Source organism: Cellulosimicrobium sp. NPDC057127, from assembly GCF_042670945.1.
In the GTDB taxonomy this organism is placed as follows: Bacteria; Actinomycetota; Actinomycetes; order Actinomycetales; family Cellulomonadaceae; genus Cellulosimicrobium.
Genome location: NZ_JBHUUP010000006.1, coordinates 86,059 through 101,375 on the forward strand (window position 1 = coordinate 86,059; position 15,317 = coordinate 101,375).

At 75.4% G+C, this 15,317-nt stretch carries 12 protein-coding genes; 4 read left to right on the forward strand and 8 right to left on the reverse strand.

The genetic code is table 11. From position 1 onward, the window contains the following. Positions 1-63: 63 nt before the first annotated feature. Both ACFTZA_RS07825 and ACFTZA_RS07830 read left to right on the forward strand, forming a co-directional pair. A complete protein-coding gene (locus ACFTZA_RS07825; protein WP_378192842.1) occupies positions 64-468 on the forward strand; it encodes a heat shock protein transcriptional repressor HspR in 405 nt (134 codons plus the stop codon). A gap of 182 nt (positions 469-650) precedes the next feature. Then, the gene (locus ACFTZA_RS07830; RefSeq protein WP_378192545.1) at positions 651-959 is read left to right on the forward strand and encodes a DUF1540 domain-containing protein; all 309 of its coding nucleotides are present in this window, start codon (positions 651-653) and stop codon (positions 957-959) included. Between the two features lie 66 nt (positions 960-1,025). Here ACFTZA_RS07830 and ACFTZA_RS07835 read toward each other — a convergent pair whose 3' ends face one another. Then, positions 1,026-1,832 carry a hypothetical protein gene (locus ACFTZA_RS07835; RefSeq protein ID WP_378192547.1) on the reverse strand — a complete coding sequence of 269 codons (807 nt, stop codon included), beginning with the start codon at positions 1,830-1,832 and terminating at the stop codon, positions 1,026-1,028. A 172-nt stretch (positions 1,833-2,004) separates the two neighbouring features. Here ACFTZA_RS07835 and ACFTZA_RS07840 point away from each other — a divergent pair, with 172 nt between their 5' ends. Next, complete coding sequence (locus ACFTZA_RS07840) at positions 2,005-7,281, forward strand: sigma-70 family RNA polymerase sigma factor (protein WP_378192550.1); 5,277 nt, start codon at positions 2,005-2,007, stop codon at positions 7,279-7,281. Positions 7,282-7,327: 46 nt separating this feature from the next. Here ACFTZA_RS07840 and ACFTZA_RS07845 read toward each other — a convergent pair whose 3' ends face one another. The 3 genes from ACFTZA_RS07845 to upp form a co-directional block, all read right to left on the reverse strand. Beyond that, positions 7,328-8,044: an NAD(P)H-binding protein gene (locus ACFTZA_RS07845; RefSeq protein WP_378192552.1), complete on the reverse strand. Its 717-nt coding sequence runs from the start codon at positions 8,042-8,044 to the stop codon at positions 7,328-7,330. Positions 8,045-8,097: 53 nt separating this feature from the next. Continuing rightward, positions 8,098-8,691: a winged helix-turn-helix domain-containing protein gene (locus ACFTZA_RS07850; protein ID WP_378192554.1), complete on the reverse strand. Its 594-nt coding sequence runs from the start codon at positions 8,689-8,691 to the stop codon at positions 8,098-8,100. A 313-nt stretch (positions 8,692-9,004) separates the two neighbouring features. Continuing rightward, positions 9,005-9,640 carry a uracil phosphoribosyltransferase gene (gene upp, locus ACFTZA_RS07855; RefSeq protein ID WP_378192556.1) on the reverse strand — a complete coding sequence of 212 codons (636 nt, stop codon included), beginning with the start codon at positions 9,638-9,640 and terminating at the stop codon, positions 9,005-9,007. A 270-nt stretch (positions 9,641-9,910) separates the two neighbouring features. On the opposite strand from upp, the gene tadA reads away from it, so the two are divergent. Further along, positions 9,911-10,342, forward strand: coding sequence for a tRNA adenosine(34) deaminase TadA (gene tadA / locus ACFTZA_RS07860; protein ID WP_378192844.1), 432 nt, complete (start codon positions 9,911-9,913; stop codon positions 10,340-10,342). Between the two features lie 18 nt (positions 10,343-10,360). Here the strand turns inward: tadA and ACFTZA_RS07865 are convergent, their stop codons facing one another. The 4 genes from ACFTZA_RS07865 to ACFTZA_RS07880 all read right to left on the reverse strand — a co-directional run bounded on the left by ACFTZA_RS07865 (position 10,361) and on the right by ACFTZA_RS07880 (position 15,069). Continuing rightward, positions 10,361-11,236: an NAD-dependent protein deacetylase gene (locus ACFTZA_RS07865; protein WP_378192846.1), complete on the reverse strand. Its 876-nt coding sequence runs from the start codon at positions 11,234-11,236 to the stop codon at positions 10,361-10,363. A gap of 313 nt (positions 11,237-11,549) precedes the next feature. Further along, positions 11,550-13,502: a carbohydrate-binding domain-containing protein gene (locus tag ACFTZA_RS07870; protein WP_378192559.1), complete on the reverse strand. Its 1,953-nt coding sequence runs from the start codon at positions 13,500-13,502 to the stop codon at positions 11,550-11,552. Then, positions 13,502-14,401, reverse strand: a complete 900-nt coding sequence (locus ACFTZA_RS07875) for a VTC domain-containing protein (RefSeq protein WP_378192561.1) — start codon at positions 14,399-14,401, stop codon at positions 13,502-13,504. Before ACFTZA_RS07875 ends, ACFTZA_RS07870 begins: the two co-directional genes overlap by 1 nt. Beyond that, positions 14,398-15,069, reverse strand: coding sequence for a DUF4956 domain-containing protein (locus ACFTZA_RS07880; protein ID WP_378192563.1), 672 nt, complete (start codon positions 15,067-15,069; stop codon positions 14,398-14,400). Before ACFTZA_RS07880 ends, ACFTZA_RS07875 begins: the two co-directional genes overlap by 4 nt. Between the last annotated feature and the right edge of the window lie 248 nt (positions 15,070-15,317).

Consider the following 15,317-nt stretch of genomic DNA (forward strand, 5'->3'; position numbering starts at 1 on the left):
CGGCCCGACGTGCCCGAGGACGCGCCCGTCCTCGTCATCTCGCAGGCGGCGGCGCTCGCCGGCATGCACCCGCAGACGCTGCGCCAGTACGACCGGCTCGGCCTCGTCGTGCCGCGGCGCGCGGCCGGGCGCGGGCGGCGCTACTCCCTGCGCGACGTCGCGAAGCTGCTCGAGGTGCAGCGCCTGAGCCACGACGAGGGCATCAACCTCGCCGGGATCCAGCGGATCCTCGCGCTCGAGTCCCAGGTGGAGCGCCTCGAGCGGCGCGTCGAGGCGCTGTCCGCCCGCGTCGAGCCCGGCGGGCGGGTGTTCGCGGCCGCGGCGAGCGGTGACGTCGTCGTCGTCCCGCGGGGGCGCAGCGTGCGGCGCGGCGTCGAGGAGGCGCTGCGCCAGTCGTTCGTGGAGCGCAGCGAGACGCGCGCGCTCGTCATCTGGAGCCCCGCGCGCGACGGGTCGGCCGAGCGCTGACGCTCGACCGCCGCCGGACGCGTGACCTGCCCGAAGACGCATTCCGCAAGAATGACGTGCGCTAATTCGCATTCTCTCGCGCATTTCTGAGCAAGGCCTTCCTTGCTTTTCACGTGCGCATTCCGGGAATACCGTGGACGATGAGAGCCCCGGCCCCCCGGCCCCGGAGAACGGAGAGATCGATGAGCAGCCTCATGGAGATGCCCCAGGTCGTCGAGTGCTCGATCGAGGGGTGCGGCTACAACCACGACCACGGGTGCCACGCCGGCGCGGTGACGATCGCCGGCCACACCGGTGACGCCGAGTGCGCCACGTTCATCCCGCTCGGCACCAAGGGCGGCCTCGAGAAGGTCCTCGCCCACGTCGGTGCGTGCCAGCGCACCGAGTGCGTCCACAACGCCTCGCTCGAGTGCTCGGCGCCCTCGATCCGCGTGGGCGCGGGCGGGTCCGGCGAGGCCACGGCGGACTGCCTCACCTTCACCCCGCGCTGACCCGACCCGACGCCCCGGGTCGCACGCTCGCCCCGTGCGACCCGGGGCGTCGTCGTGCGTGCGGCGTCAGCGCTGCAGCGTGCTCAGCAGCTGGACGGCGGCCCGGTGGGTGTCGGGCAACGGCTCCGTCCACAGTCGCGGCGGGCGGCGCAGGATGGCCGAGACGCCGAGCGACAGCCCCGTGCGCTCGATGCGGTGCCGCAGCTCGGTGCGCAGCCACTCGTCGTCCGCGTCCCGCTCGCCGAGCACGACGAAGAGCCCGTTGCCGAGCGACGCCATCGGGTGCCCGTCGCCGAACGTCTGCGTCAGTGCGCGGCCCATGGCGGCGGAGCGCGCGAAGCGCTGCCACCCGGTGAGGTCGTCCAGGGCGACGTCGACCACGAGCAGCCCGTGCGACCGCGGCACCGGGACGCCCGTGCGCTGCGCGCGGCCGTACGTCTCGCGCAGGCGGTGGGTGAGGTAGTGCGTGGTCGCGAGGCCCGACTCGGGGTCGAGGACGTCGGGCGTGATCGGGGTGGTCTCGTACCCCTCGGCCCAGCCGACCGCGACGGCACGCAGCATCTCCAGGTCGGGTGCGCGGTCGTCCGACAGGTACAGGCAGGCCACGTCGTCGATCGCCTCGCCGATGCCGACCCCGGCCTCGCCGCGCGCGCGCCCGAGGCGCTCGGCGGCCGGCGTGACGTCGCGCTCGTCGCAGACGGCCTCCGTGAGGGCGTCGACGGCGGGGTGGTACCAGTCGCCGGGGCGCCGCCACACGCTCGCGACGCTCGCTGCGCGCCACGAGTCGCGCAGCGTCTCCGCGGCGTCCGCGGGCACGGCGTACCCAGCATGGAGGTGATCCATATGGACGAGACGGTCGAGGTGCTCCGTCATGACGCGGGTTCGTGGGGGTGAAAAGTCGAGGACTCGGGATCGGGGGTCGTGGAGCTCGGGTTCGACACCGCTCGTCTCGCCACGCACGGCCCCCTGCCGGACGCGATGGTCATGCGTCTAGTATGGGCGCGTTGTGGGTCCTGCAGGAGCAGGGCGATGGCGGGGCGGTGGCATGACCGAAGCACGATCCCACGTGGGCAGCGAGGCGTTCAGCGACGCCGAGCTCATCACGGCCGTGCGCGCAGGCGACGCGAGTGCCTTCGGCGTCCTCTACGAGCGCCACGCGGCCGCCGCGCGGACGGTCGCGCGCCAGTACGTGCGCTCCACGGCGGACGCGGACGACGTCGTCTCCGACGCCTTCGCCCGCACGCTCTCCGTCCTGCAGAACGGTGGCGGTCCCGACGTCACGTTCCGCGCCTACCTGTTCACGGTCGTCCGGCGCCTGTCGTACGACCTGGTCAAGGGTGCGCGGCGCACCGAGCCCACCGACGACGAGCGGACCTTCGAGTCGGCGTTCGGACCCATGGCCTCGACGGAGGACCCGACGCTCGAGGGCTTCGAGCGGTCGGTCGTCACCCGGGCGTACCAGACGCTGCCCGAGCGTTGGCGCGCCGTGCTCTGGTACACCGAGGTCGAGAGCCTCTCCCCGGCGGAGATCGCGCCGATCCTCGGCCTCACCGCCAACGGCGTGTCCGCGCTCGCGTACCGGGCGCGCGAGGGGTTGCGGCAGGCGTACCTGCAGCAGCACCTCTCGTCCGTGCCGGCGAAGGAGTGCGAGGGCGTCAGCTCGCTCCTCGGGTCGTTCGTGCGCGGCGGGCTCGCGAAGCGCGAGACGGCGCGCGTCGAGGCGCACCTCGAGGGCTGCGGCGACTGCCGCGCACTCGTGCTCGAGCTGGGCGACGTCTCGCACGGCATGCGTGCGGTCATCGCGCCGCTGGTCCTCGGAGTCGGTGCGCTCGGGCTCGTCGGCACCGCGCTGCCCGTCGGCGGGGGCGCGGGCGTCGGTGCCGGTGCGGCCGCCCTCGCCGCCGCCGCGGGCGGCGGGAGCGGGTCGGCCGGTGGCACGGGTTCGGGCGGCGCGGGTTCGGGCGCCACCGGGAGCGGCGGTGCGGGTACCGGGAGCGCGGGGTCGGCCGGCGCGTCGACCAGCACCGGTGCCGCGTCGACCGGCACGGCCGCGTCCGGGACGGCGGCGACGGGCACGGCGGCCACGGGTACCGCGGCGACAGGCACCGCGGCGACCAGTGCGGCTGCGGCGGGCACGAGCGTGGCGGGCGGGTCGGTGGCCGGGGTCGCGGCGACCGGGGCCGCGACGGTGGGCGCGGTCGCCGGCGGTGCCGGTACGGCCGCCGCCGCGACGGCGACGGGCCTCGCCGCGCTCGTCGCGTCCGCGCCGCTGGCTGCGGCCGCCGTGGCGGCCGGTGTCGTCGCGGTCGCGGGGCTCGGCGTCGCCGGCGCGCTCGGTGCGTTCACGCCGGAGGACCCGCCGCAGGACGAGCCGACGGCGGCGACCTCGACGCAGGAGCCCGGTCCGGGCGGCACGTCGACGGAGGCCCCGTCCGCCGGTGACCCCTCGACGACCCCGGACGACGGGACGACCGACCCGGCGACGGACCCGGCGTCACCCGCCAACGTCCCGTCCGGGGACGCGCTGGGGACCGCGCCCGTCGAGGACACGGCCACCACGCCCGGCACGTCGGCGACCGACGGGCGACAGGCTCCGCCCCCCGTGGGCGAGCAGGTCTCGGTCACGCCGCCGCCCGGGGACCCGGGCACCGTCCCGCCGGACCCCCCGCCGCCCGTGCAGCCCGCCGCGCTCGACCTGTCGCTCGGGTCGGTGCAGCTCGCGGCGCGCCAGCCGGCCGACCTCGTCGTCACGGCCTCGAACTCGGGCGGGCGTGCTGCCGAGCAGGTCTTCGTCGACCTGGTCCTGCCGCCCGGCGTGCAGGCACCCACGGCGCGGGTCGTGGGCGGGTCGAGCGTCGCCACCGTCGTCCGGACGGAGACGGTGCCGTGCGGGGCCGCGCAGCCGCAGGCCGGCGGGACGAGCCTCGTCAGCTGCTCCGTCGGCGTGCTCGGCCCGGGCGAGTCGCGCCGGCTCGCCGTCACCGTCCAGGCGGACGCCGGCGGCGAGTACACCTTCGAGGGCTCGGTCCGCGCGCAGGGCGTCGAACCCGTGCGGCGCACGTTCCTCCCGACGCCCGCCACGTACTTCGGTGCGGAGGTCCGGGTCTCCGCGCTCGACGGAGCGGGTCGCCGTGTCGACGCGCTCGCCGTCCCCATGACGAACCCGGGCGACGCCACGACAAGGCTCGAGGTGCGCAACACGGGCGACCGCGTCGCGGTGGACCCCGTGGTCACGGTCCCCCTGCCCGACGATGTCCGTCTCGTCGGCGGCGGGCAGGGCGCCGACGGCTGGGCGTGCCGCGCCGCGGACGACCGGACGGTGTCGTGCACGACCGACACGGACCTCGGGCCCGGGCAGTCGGCGACGTTCGACGTCCGTCTGCTCGTCGCGGCGCAGGGCGCGGAGGCGGCGCAGCACACGCTGACGGTGCGCGCCGACGCGGCCGACGCGCACGACGGCTCGACGCGCGTGGTGCTCGACGTGGGCGACTGGTGGGCGCGGGCCGACGGCGTCACCGAGCGTGCCGCGCCGCGGTGCACGGCTCCGGACGTCGCGTCCGTCCTCGCCACGTACACGAACGACACGGCCTACGACGACCTCTCCGTCCGCGTCGAGGCCGCCGGGTCGACGAGCGAGGCCGTGACCGTCCGGCACGGCAAGAAGGCCGAGCTCCAGGTCGACGACGGCGTGCGGTTCCCCGCGGGCAGGGCGGCCGTCGTGCTGTCGACGACGATCGCGGACGAGACGTTCGAGCACCGGCTCGACGCGGGCGCGTTCGCGGCCGAGGACTGCTGGACGCAGCCGCCGTGGCTCACGGCGGCGGACGTGTCGATGGTCGCGGAGAACGTCGGCGGGAAGGTCCGGCTCACGGCCGTGCCGAGGAACGGCACGGGCGCGCACATGGACGTGCGGCTGCTCGCGCCGAACACGGGGGCGTGGTCGCGCGTGCCGGACTCCGCGGCCATCGCTCCGCTGCGCGAGGGCGCCTCGGGCGAGCTCGTCCTCGAGACGGGCCTCACGGACACGCCGCGCGCGAACGCGGTGCTGCGCCAGTACCGCTGGCACACGGACGCCGACGGCGACGGCAAGGGCTACCAGAGCCTGCTCCCGCTGCTCGTCGAGGAGCAGGCGATCGCCCCGGCGTCGACGGACCCGAGCGTGGGTCTCTGCACGTTCGACCCCGCGACGGACAGGTCCAGCGCGGCGGTGACCCTCCACTACGACAACAGCGCCTCGACGCTCCCGGTGCCTTTCTCCGTGCAGGGACGGGACGACCTCGCCCGCACGGTGCCCGGCGGCGAGGTGCTGGACGTCCAGGTCGCCGGCGCCGTCGGGCGGGACGACGCGACGTTCGCCGTCCTGGCCGACGGCGCGGAGCTCGCGGCGCACCCCGTGCAGGGCGTCGACTGCTTTCCCTGGGACGTCGAGACCGCGGTGGAGTCCGGCTGGGACGCGACCGCGGACGGCGGCTCGGTCGTGCTGACCGGCACGTTCCGCAACGACCACGTGGCGACGCCGATGCGCGTGGTGCTGGACGCGGGCGCGGCGGGGGAGTCCGCTCCGGTCGAGGTCGGGCCCGGCGAGGAGGTCACGCTCTCCGTCGACACCGGTGCGCGCGACCTCCCGGCCGGCGAGGCGACGTTCCGGGCGACCCGGCTCGACGGCACGGGCAAGGCCACGGGCGTCGCGGAGCGGTACTCCGCCGTCCGGTACGCCCCCGCGGCGGACGCCGCGCCCACCGTGGGCGAGTGCGTGTTCGACCCCGCGACGGACACGTCGAGCGCGCCCGTGACGCTCCACCTGGACAACACCCGGTCGACGGTGCCCGTGACGTTCGCGGTCGCGGGCGTCGGCGAGACGCGCGTCCGCGGGGGAGCGACGGGAGCTCTCGAGGCGCGGGTCGGCGCTCCCGGCAGCACGTTCTCGGTGCTGGCCGACGGCGTCGCGGTCGCGTCGCACGACGTCGCGGGCGTCGACTGCTTCCGGTGGGCCGTGGACGGCTCCGCGGCGGTCGACTGGGTCGTCGACGGCGGCACCGGGTCCGCCGTCCTCACCGGGACGTTCCGCAACGACCACCGGGCGGCGCCGCTCAGCGTGACGATGGACGCGGGCGCGCTCGGGACGACCGGGCCGGTCGAGGTGGCACCGGGCACGACGGCGACGCTCGCCCTGCCCACGGGTGCTCGCGACGTCGCCGCCGGCGAGGTGACGTTCCGCGCCACCCGCCTCGACGGGTCGTCGGCGGACCGCACCGTCACGCGCCAGTACGCCGCGTACGCCTACTCGCCGCAGTGGGCGACGGACGTGTCCGTGGAGGCGCGCTGGCAGGACGGCTCGGTGAAGATCGTCGCGACCCTGACCAACGACTCGCCCGAGACCATCGACGCGCAGCTGCGCGGCGGTTCGCTGCCCAACTCCCCGATCGTGCGCGGGATCGCACCGGGGCAGACCGCGACGCTCGTGGCCGACACGCGCTCGACGGAGGTGAAGCCGGGCCGGGTGGCGTTCCTCCAGACCCGCACGGTGCTCGGCACGTTCTACTTCGACCAGGACCTCACCGCGGCGTTCGGCGGAGCGTCGTACGTGCCGGCGTGGGACGTCTCGGCGGGCGTCTCGACCCGGTGCGTCGCCGACGCCGTGGTCCTCGTGCCGAGCCTGCGCAACGACTCGGGCGAGGCGATGCACGTGGTCGCGCGCACCCCGTACGGGACGCACGACCTCGGCGACGTCGCACCGGGCCGGTCCGTGAGCGCCGACGTCGCCTCGGGTGCGATGACCGTCCCGGCCGGCGAGGTCACGTTCGACCTCACGCGCAAGGTGCTCGGCCGGACCTTCGTCGAGCGCGTCAGCGCGGGCTACGCCGCCGCGGACTGCGCGGTCCAGGCCCCCGCGGCGAGCCTCCAGCTCGGCGAGCCGACCTACGACCCCGGCCAGGGCCGCTCGTACCGCGCCGTGTCCGTGGTGCTCGACAACACCGGCTCGAACGTGCCCGTGTCGTTCCGCGTCACCGGCGCGGCGAAGGGCTCGTGGGACGTGCCGGCCCGACAGCGCCTGACCGTCGACCTCGGCCAGGTCGACGCGCGGGGCGCGACGTACGTGGTGCACGCGGGCTCGTGGTCGCAGCAGCTCAGGGTCGACGCGTTCTCCGTCGCGCCGCAGTGCGCCCCCGCGTGGGACGGCGACGCGCTGTACGAGCGCGGCGACCTGGTGTCGTTCGGCGGGCGCAACTACGTCGCGGTGTGGCACACGTTCGGCACGCGCCCCGACGGGGTGATCGGTCGCGGGCTGTGGTACGACCAGGGGCGCTGCGGCGAGGGCTGACGCCGTCGGCCGCGGCCCGTGCGCGGTGCCGTCCGGTGTCGCGCGGTCAGGCCAGGACGTCCGCGAGCGCCTCGTCCACGGGGCGGTCGCCGCCCACGAGGTCGAGCACCATCCCGGCGGTGCGCGGCTCGTGCAGGAGCGCCGCGACGACGAGCGCGACGTCGTCGCGCGTGATCTCGGCACGTTCCGTGCTCGCCTTGCGGCGCTTGCCGCGGGGACGCTGGCCCTCGTCGTCGACGGGTGCGAGCGCGACGAGGCCGACCCCGGGTTCGTCGGTGAGCCGTCCGGGACGGACCACGGTCCACTGCAGGACCGGCCGGCGGCGCAGGTCGTTCTCCGCGGCCGCCTTGGCCTGCAGGTAGGCCCAGAGCTCGTCGTCGACGCCGTCCGGGCGGTTCCCCGTGTGCGCGGCTTCGACGCCGCGCGAGGAGACGAGCACGTACCGGGGGACGCCCGCGCGCTCGGCGGCGTCGGCGAGGACCGCGGCGCCCGCCCGGTCGACGGTGTCCTTGCGGTCGGTGCCGCTGCCCGGCCCGGCGCCGGCGGTGAAGACGACGGCGTCGGCTCCTTCGAGCTCGAACGAGACGGCGACGGCGTCGTCCTGCTCGAGGTCGACGAGCGCGACGTGCGCGCCGACCTCCGTGAGGTCCGTGATCTGCGCGGCCGACCGGACGAAGGCGACCACGTCGTCGCCGCGTTCCACGAGGGTGCGGGCCAGGCGACGGCCGACCTGGCCGTGACCTCCCGCGATGACTGTGCGCATGGCCCGAACGTAGCGCCGACGCGGTGTCGCCGCCCGGTGAACGTCGCGGGCCGTCAGGCGGTGGCCTGCGCGCCGGCGAGCACGACGGGCACCTGCGGGTCGAACCGGTAGCCGAGGCCGCGCACGGTCGTGATCAGGTGCTCCACGCCCAGCTTGCCGCGCAGGCGGCGCACGTGGACGTCGATGGTGCGGCTCCCGGGGGCCACCGCGTGGTCGGCCCAGACGCTCTCGAGCAGCTCCGCGCGGGTCACGACGCGGTCGGCGGCGTCGGCGAGGTAGGAGAGCAGGTGGAGCTCGCGCCGGGTGAGCCGGGTGCGACGTCCGTCGACGGTGACGGTCCGCCCGACGTCGTCCACGACGACGCGCGGCACGGGCGCGAGGGCCGCGAGCCGCTCGCGGAACGCGGCGATGTCGGGGACGGGCGAGCGCTCCGCCGTCGTGCCGGCGGGCTCGGCGAGGGCGAGCGCGGTGTACGTCTCGGCGTGGGGCAGCCAGTCGCGGGCCAGCTCGCCGAGGGCCTCCGCGAGCTCGACGAGCTCGGCGGCGGGCGAGTCGCCGGGTGCTGCCTCGACGCCGACGTAGAGGACGAAGCCCGGGCGGCGCGGTGCGCCGTCGTGGGTGGGGCGGGGTGCGGTGAGCGTGGTCACGGGTGGCTCCGGGTGCGTCGGGCCGCCGACGTCAGCGCCGGGAGGGTCCGGCGGGCGGGCGGGTCGAGGACTGAACGGGGGAAGGGTTCAGGCCTGACAACAGACGCACATGACCGCGCCCGGGAGCGCGCCGGACGGCGCGCTGGCGGGGGTGGTCAGGGTGCTCACGAGAGCGAGCATGGCAGCGTCGGGGCGGCGCTGCCAAGAGGGAGACCCGGAGATCTCAGCATCCGGTACGGAACGGGGCGCGCGACGCGTCACATCGCGGACACGCCGGGGCCCGGACCGCGTGGGACCCGGACGGCGTCGTGAGTCAGACGAGGCCGTAGAGGCGGTCCCCGGCATCGCCGAGGCCCGGGACGATGTACGCCTTCTCGTTCAGCCGCTCGTCCACCGACGCCACCACGACGTGCACGTCGACCCGGTCGCCGACGGCCTCCTGCAGCACCTCGAGGCCCTCCGGCGCGGCGAGCAGGCACACGGCCGTGACGTCGCGGGCGCCTCGCGCGAAGACGTAGTCGATCGCGGCGACGAGCGTGCCGCCGGTCGCGAGCATCGGGTCGAGCAGGAACACGTGCCGGCCCGTGAGGTCGTCCGGGAGCCGGTTCGCGTACGTGACGGCCTCGAGCGTCTCCTCGTCGCGCTGCATGCCGAGGAACCCGACCTCGGCCGTCGGCAGCAGGCGCGTCATGCCGTCGAGCATCCCGAGCCCGGCGCGCAGGATCGGCACCACGAGGGGGCGCGGCTCCGCGAGCCGGACACCGGTGGTGGTCGTGACCGGCGTCTCGATCTCGTGCGGCTCCACCCGGACGTCCCGCGTCGCCTCGTACGCGAGGAGGGTCACCAGCTCGTCGACGAGGAGCCGGAACGTCGGCGACGCCGTCTCCTTGTTCCGCAGGACGGTGAGCTTGTGGGCGACGAGGGGGTGGTCGGCGACGTGCAGGCGCATGACGGCAACGGTACTGGACGGCCGGCGTGGCTTGTCAGCGTCACGGTGCTCTATAGCCTGGTGGGCGGCTGACACGCTCGCGGCGGTCCCCGGCTGTCAGCACCACGTCGCTCTCCGGCGTCGTGTCCCGCTGACAGCTCCGGAGGTCCCGTGCCCGACGACGCCCCGCACCACGGCGACGCGTCCCGCCCGGGCCTGGACACCCCGTGGGCAGCAGGCGCGTTCCCGCCGCCCACGCTCGACGGACGTCGCCAGGTCTGGGACGCGCTCATGGGCCTCGCGCTGCACGAGGCCACCCACGCGCTCGCGAGCGACGACGTGCCCGTGGGGGCGCTCGTCGTCGGACCGGACGGGCGCGTGCTCGGCCTCGGGCGGAACCGGCGCGAGGAGACCGGCGACCCGACCGCGCACGCCGAGGTGCTCGCGCTGCGCCAGGCCGCCGCGACGCTCGGGACGTGGCGGCTCGAGGGCTGCACGCTCGTCGTCACGCTCGAGCCCTGCGTCATGTGCGCGGGCGCGCTCGTGCTGTCCCGCGTGCAACGGCTCGTGCTCGGCGCGTGGGACCCGAAGGCCGGCGCGACCGGCTCCGTGTGGGACCTCGTGCGCGACCAGCGCGCCAACCACGCGGTCGAGGTGGTGTCGGGCGTCCGCGCCGAGGAGTGCGGGCAGGTGCTGCGCGACTTCTTCGGTACCCAGCGCTGAAGAAGGTCGGGCCCCGCGTCAGCCCAGGGCGTCGGCGAGGGTCGCGAGGGTCTCCGAGACGCCGGCCTCGACCTTGAGGGTCGCGAGGGGGTCGCCGCGGGTGGCGCCGCGGTTGACGATGACGACCGGCTTGCCGGCCTTCGCCGCGTGGCGGACGAAACGGAGCCCGCTCATCACGGTCAGTGACGAACCCGCGACGAGGAGGGCGTCGCCCTCGTCGACGAGCGCGTACGCACGGTCCACGCGCTCGCGCGGCACGTTCTCGCCGAAGTAGACGATCTCCGGCTTGAGGACGCCGCCGCAGAACTCGCACGGGGCGGGGCGGAAGTGCGACGTCTGCTCGATGACGGCGTCCGCGTCGGGCGCGATCTCGACGTCGCCCACCTCCGTCACCGATTCCAGGAAGCCGGGGTTGAGCGCCGTGAGGCGCTCCGCGAGGTGCTCGCGCGAGATGACGCGCCCGCACTGGAGGCAGATCACGCGGTCGTAGCGACCGTGCAGGTCGATGACCGTGCGGCTGCCCGCGTCCTCGTGCAGCAGGTCGACGTTCTGCGTGATCAGCCCCACGAGCACACCCGCCTCCTCGAGCCGCACCAGCGCGCGGTGCCCCTCGTTCGGATGGGTGCGGTGCACGTGCTGCCACCCGACGTGGTTGCGCGCCCAGTAGTGACGGCGGAACGCCTCGTCCTGCACGAACTGCTGGTACGTCATCGGGTTCCGCGGCGGGGAGTCCGGGCCGCGGTAGTCGGGGATGCCCGAGTCCGTGGAGACACCCGCGCCGGTGAGCGCCGTGACGCGCAGTCCCCGCAGCAGCTCGACGGCGTCCTCGACCGTGCCCGTGCGCGGCGCCGGCCCGCTGCCCGACGGCGGGGGCTGGCTCGGGCGCCACGTCAACCGTGACGAGACCGTCGGGACCGCGGACGCCGGCAGGTCGGCGGAGGACGTCGCGACGTGCGCCGGGGAGGAGGGCGACGGCGTCGACGGGTCGGAGGGCACGTCTCCCACCGTACGACGTCATGGTCGAGCAGGTGGTGGTCGCCTAGGGCGAGGGGTGGGAGGGTGCGCCGCGTCTACCATCCGCGGACCTCGTTCCTCGGCCCGCTCCCGCCAGACCCGCCACGACGCGGCGCACCCACCCACCCCTCCTGCTCCGTCTCACCCGGCCCCGGCCCGGGCTCCTGCCGGTCCGAGCCGCGTCGGGGGTCGGTCAGGACGTGGTCGTCGCGTCGTCGGTGTCCGTCGTCGTGCCGCTCTCGCGGCGGCCGCCGCCCATGCCGCCCATGCCGCCGCCCGTCCACTCGCCGGCCGTGACGTCCGTCGACACTCCCGCCGCGGTGACGGTGTACGGCTCGCCGCTCGTGACGTCCGGCGAGGAGAAGACGACGTTCCTCGTGTCCTTCGTGACCGTGTACGACGCGAGCTCCGTCCCGTCCGCGGCCGTGATCGTCACGGTCTCGCCGGCGCTCGCGGTGAGGTCCGTCGCGAGCCAGCCCTGCGCGGAGTCCGTGGAGGGGGCGACGGCCATGCCGGAGCTGCCCGCGGCGAGCAGCGTCCCGCCCGTCACCTCCAGCGTCCCGCCGACGTCGAGGGCGCCGTTCCCGGCGTTCGTGGGGCCCTGGACGACCGTGTCGCCGCCGGTGACCGTCAGTGTGCCGTTGGAGTCGAGCCCGTCGCCCTCGGCGTCGACCGTGAGGGTGCCGCCGGAGATCGTGAGCGTGGAGCCGTCGTCCGCTTCGAAGCCACCCCCACCGCCCCCGCCGCCGGGCGCTCCCTGCGGCATCTCGCCGTCGGCGGGGCGCTCGGGCATCTGACCGTCCGCGGGCGGCTCGGGCCGCGTGCCGTCGGCCGCTGCGCCGGCGGGCGGCTGGGCCGCCTCGTCGGTCGTCCCGGCCGCCGTGCCGGTCGCGTCCGCGGTCGTCGTCGACCCGTTCGTCGCGTTGAGACCGTCGTCGCTGGACGTGACGTCGACCGCCCCGCCGGACACCGTGATGTCGGTGCCCTCGATGCCTTCGACGGACGTCGACACGGTGAGCTCGCCGCCGGAGACGGACACGTCGCCGTCGGCGTGGACGCCGTCGTCGCCCGAGGCGATCGCGATCACCCCGTCGGAGACGGAGACGGCACCGTTCGAGTGCAGGCCGTCGTCGGCGGCGTCGACGGTCACGGCGGCGTCGTCGCCGACCACGACGCCGACGTCGCCCGTGAGGCCCTTGGCGGACGCGTCGTCCGCGACGGTCGCACCAGCGCCGCCCGCGGCCGTGATGTCGAGCGTGCCGCCGGAGACGATGACGTCGGTCACCGCCTGGACGCCGTCGTCACCGGAGTCGACGGTGACGGTCCCGCCGCGCACGTCGACGAACCCGAGGGTCTCGTCGGCGTCCTTGGTCGACTTCAGGCCGTCGGCCACGGCCGTGACGTCGAGCGTCCCGCCCGTGACGACGAGGTAGTCCTTGCCGCGCACACCGTCGTCGCCGGCGTCGACCGTGAGGTCACCGCCCGCGATCACGAGGCCGTCCTTGGCGACGACCGCGTCGTTCTCGGCGGACGTCACGCTGAGGGCGCCGGACCCGCCGATCACCAGGTCGGCGGTCGAGAACAGCGTGCCGTCGGGCTCGCCGTCGGCGTCCTGCCCGGAGTACGACGCGGCGTCGGTCAAGGTGTTGGTGGATCCGTCGGCGAGCACGACGGCGACCCGGTCGGCGTCCTGGACGTTCACCGCGGCGTTCGTCGTGCCGGTGATCTCGGCGCCGTCGAGCACCAGCTGCACCAGGCCGTCGGCCGCGGAGTCGACGACGACCTGACCGTCGAGCGTCCCGCTGAGGACGTACGTGCCCGGGGCCGTGATCGTGACCGTGGCGCCGTCGACGCTCACGCCGTCGGCACCGCCGTCCACGGTGGCGGTGTCGCCGTCGAGCGCGACCGCGACGGCGGACGCCTCGTCCCGCTCCAGGTCGGTGTCGTCGAGGGCGACGTCGGTGTTGTCGGCTCGGGCGTCGTCGGGCGTGAGCCCCGCGACGGCGGTCGAGGCGACGGTCGTCGTGGTGGCCGCGGAGCTGGTCTGCTCCTCCGTGGAGGCGGTGCCGCTGAGCGCGGAGCAGCCCGTGAGGACGGCGGCAGCCGCCGCGGCGGTGAGGGTGGTGAGGGGTCGGCGGATGCGCATCACAGGCTCCTGTCGTCGGGGCGCCCGGCGGTCCGGGCGGTGATCGTGGCGGTGGTGGTCGGGGTGGTGAGGGTGTCGCCGGCGGCCGGGTCGACGAGGCGTCGGATGACGCGTCGCCAGGGGCCGTCCGGCAGGTCGGGCCGCAGCATTGCCAGGCCGGTGCCGTACTTGGAGATCCGCTCGGGGCGGTGGCCGTGCCGCCACAGCAGGCGGTCGAGGTCGGAGGGCGTCGAGCCGCCCTTCGTCTCGACGACGACGAGATGCGGGACGGCGCGCGTGGGCGCTCGCCCGGCGTGGCGTCCGGCGTGGTCGAGCTCCCACGCCAGGCCGGTGTCGACGGTGGCGCGCGCTCCGCCGTCGGGCCCGGGCAGGTGCAGCGTGGTGCGGCGGTAGCGGGAGACGAGGCCGGGCTCGAGCGCGAGCCGGTCGGCGGCCGGGACGCCCTCGGCCCCGAGGGTCCGGGCGACGAACCCGGCGCCGGGACCGAGCGCCGTCGGGCAGCCGGGGTGCTCGGTGCGCTGCTTGAGCGTGGTGCCGCGGGCGGCGCGCGTCTTGACCTCCAGGAAGCTCTCGCCGGAGTCGACGTAGGTGCGGGTGCGGACCTTGAACCGGCGGCGGCGGCGCGTGGCGGTGAGGTGGTAGGACGCGAGGTCGGGGGTGTCGAAGTACACGGACTCGTAGCCGAACTGCCGCGCGCCGTCGATCTCAAGGGCCCGTGCCACGCCGGAGCCCGCGAGGGCGGCGAGGACGGCGACCGCCTCGTCCACGGCGAGGACGTACTTGCGGTCCACGCGGGTGAGCAGGGCCGCGGACGTCACCAGCTCGTCCAGCCCGATCCCGTCGAGCGTGCCGACCGCCTCCTGCACGCGGGCGTGCGCGGTGCGGGTCGGGGCGGTCATGCCGACGCCCCGACGTGGGTGCGGGCAGGCGACGTCGGGGCGGCGTCGAGGCTCGCCGGCACCGCCGTCGTCACGTCGGCGTGGGCCGCGAGCGGTGCGGGCGTCGTGACGGCTCGCGCGGGACGTTCCGGGGTGCGGTAGCGCACGTCGACCCACGTGGTGTCGTTGACGAGGTCGACGCGCTGCACGCTGACGCCGTGCACGCGGGCGCCGAGCAGCTGCTCGAGGTGTGCCACGAGGGCGTCCTCGTCGAGGATCGCGCGGTCGACGACGATCGTCCGGCTGCGCGAGCGGCGCAGGACGCGCGGGTGGTCGGTCGCGGCCATGACCACGAGCACGAGCGCCGACCCCGCGACGGACAGCCACCCGGTCGCGCTGCCGAGCCCGCCGAGCAGGCCGAGCGCGAGCGCGGCGAAGTAGTACGCGACCTCCGTCTGGGACAGCTCGCTCGAGCGCAGCCGGATGATGGAGAGCACGCCGAAGAGGCCGAGGCCCAGCCCGGCGCCGACGGTGCTGCTCGCGAGCGTGGCCGCGACGGCGAGCACCCCCACGTTCACGCCGAGGTACGCGACGACGAGGTCGCGGCGGCGGTGCCGGGGGAAGTAGAGGCCGAAGGCGAGGACGGTGACCGCGACGAGGTCGACGGCGTAGAGCAAGGGCTGGGACACGAGGCGGCTCCGGGACCGTGGCGCTGAGCGCCGGTGGACGGTGACAGGTCCCAGGGAAGTGCCGGTGCCTATGCCCCGGCTGTGCGAGGCGCAGGCCACGCGTGTGAGTCCCGTTCACCGTGCCGACGGCGGTCGTTCACCTGGCGAGGCGGCGGGGTGTGACGCGGACCGCTGCGGACGCCCGTAGGAGCGGCAGGCGGGTGATGTTAGCCTCACCTAAGACAGACGGCCATCGACGAGAGGCAGGC

Excerpts from the sequence above, each read along its gene's own strand:
- ACFTZA_RS07825 (WP_378192842.1), top strand. The coding sequence starts at position 64 with ATGCACCCGCAGACGCTGCGCCAGTACGACCGGCTCGGCCTCGTCGTG.
- ACFTZA_RS07830 (WP_378192545.1), top strand. The coding sequence starts at position 651 with ATGAGCAGCCTCATGGAGATGCCCCAGGTCGTCGAGTGCTCGATCGAG.
- ACFTZA_RS07835 (WP_378192547.1), bottom strand. The coding sequence starts at position 1,832 with ATGACGGAGCACCTCGACCGTCTCGTCCATATGGATCACCTCCATGCT.
- ACFTZA_RS07840 (WP_378192550.1), top strand. The coding sequence starts at position 2,005 with ATGACCGAAGCACGATCCCACGTGGGCAGCGAGGCGTTCAGCGACGCC.
- ACFTZA_RS07845 (WP_378192552.1), bottom strand. The coding sequence starts at position 8,044 with ATGCGCACAGTCATCGCGGGAGGTCACGGCCAGGTCGGCCGTCGCCTG.
- upp (WP_378192556.1), bottom strand. The coding sequence starts at position 9,640 with ATGCGCCTGCACGTCGCCGACCACCCCCTCGTCGCCCACAAGCTCACC.
- tadA (WP_378192844.1), top strand. The coding sequence starts at position 9,911 with ATGGGCCTCGCGCTGCACGAGGCCACCCACGCGCTCGCGAGCGACGAC.
- ACFTZA_RS07870 (WP_378192559.1), bottom strand. The coding sequence starts at position 13,502 with ATGCGCATCCGCCGACCCCTCACCACCCTCACCGCCGCGGCGGCTGCC.
- ACFTZA_RS07875 (WP_378192561.1), bottom strand. The coding sequence starts at position 14,401 with ATGACCGCCCCGACCCGCACCGCGCACGCCCGCGTGCAGGAGGCGGTC.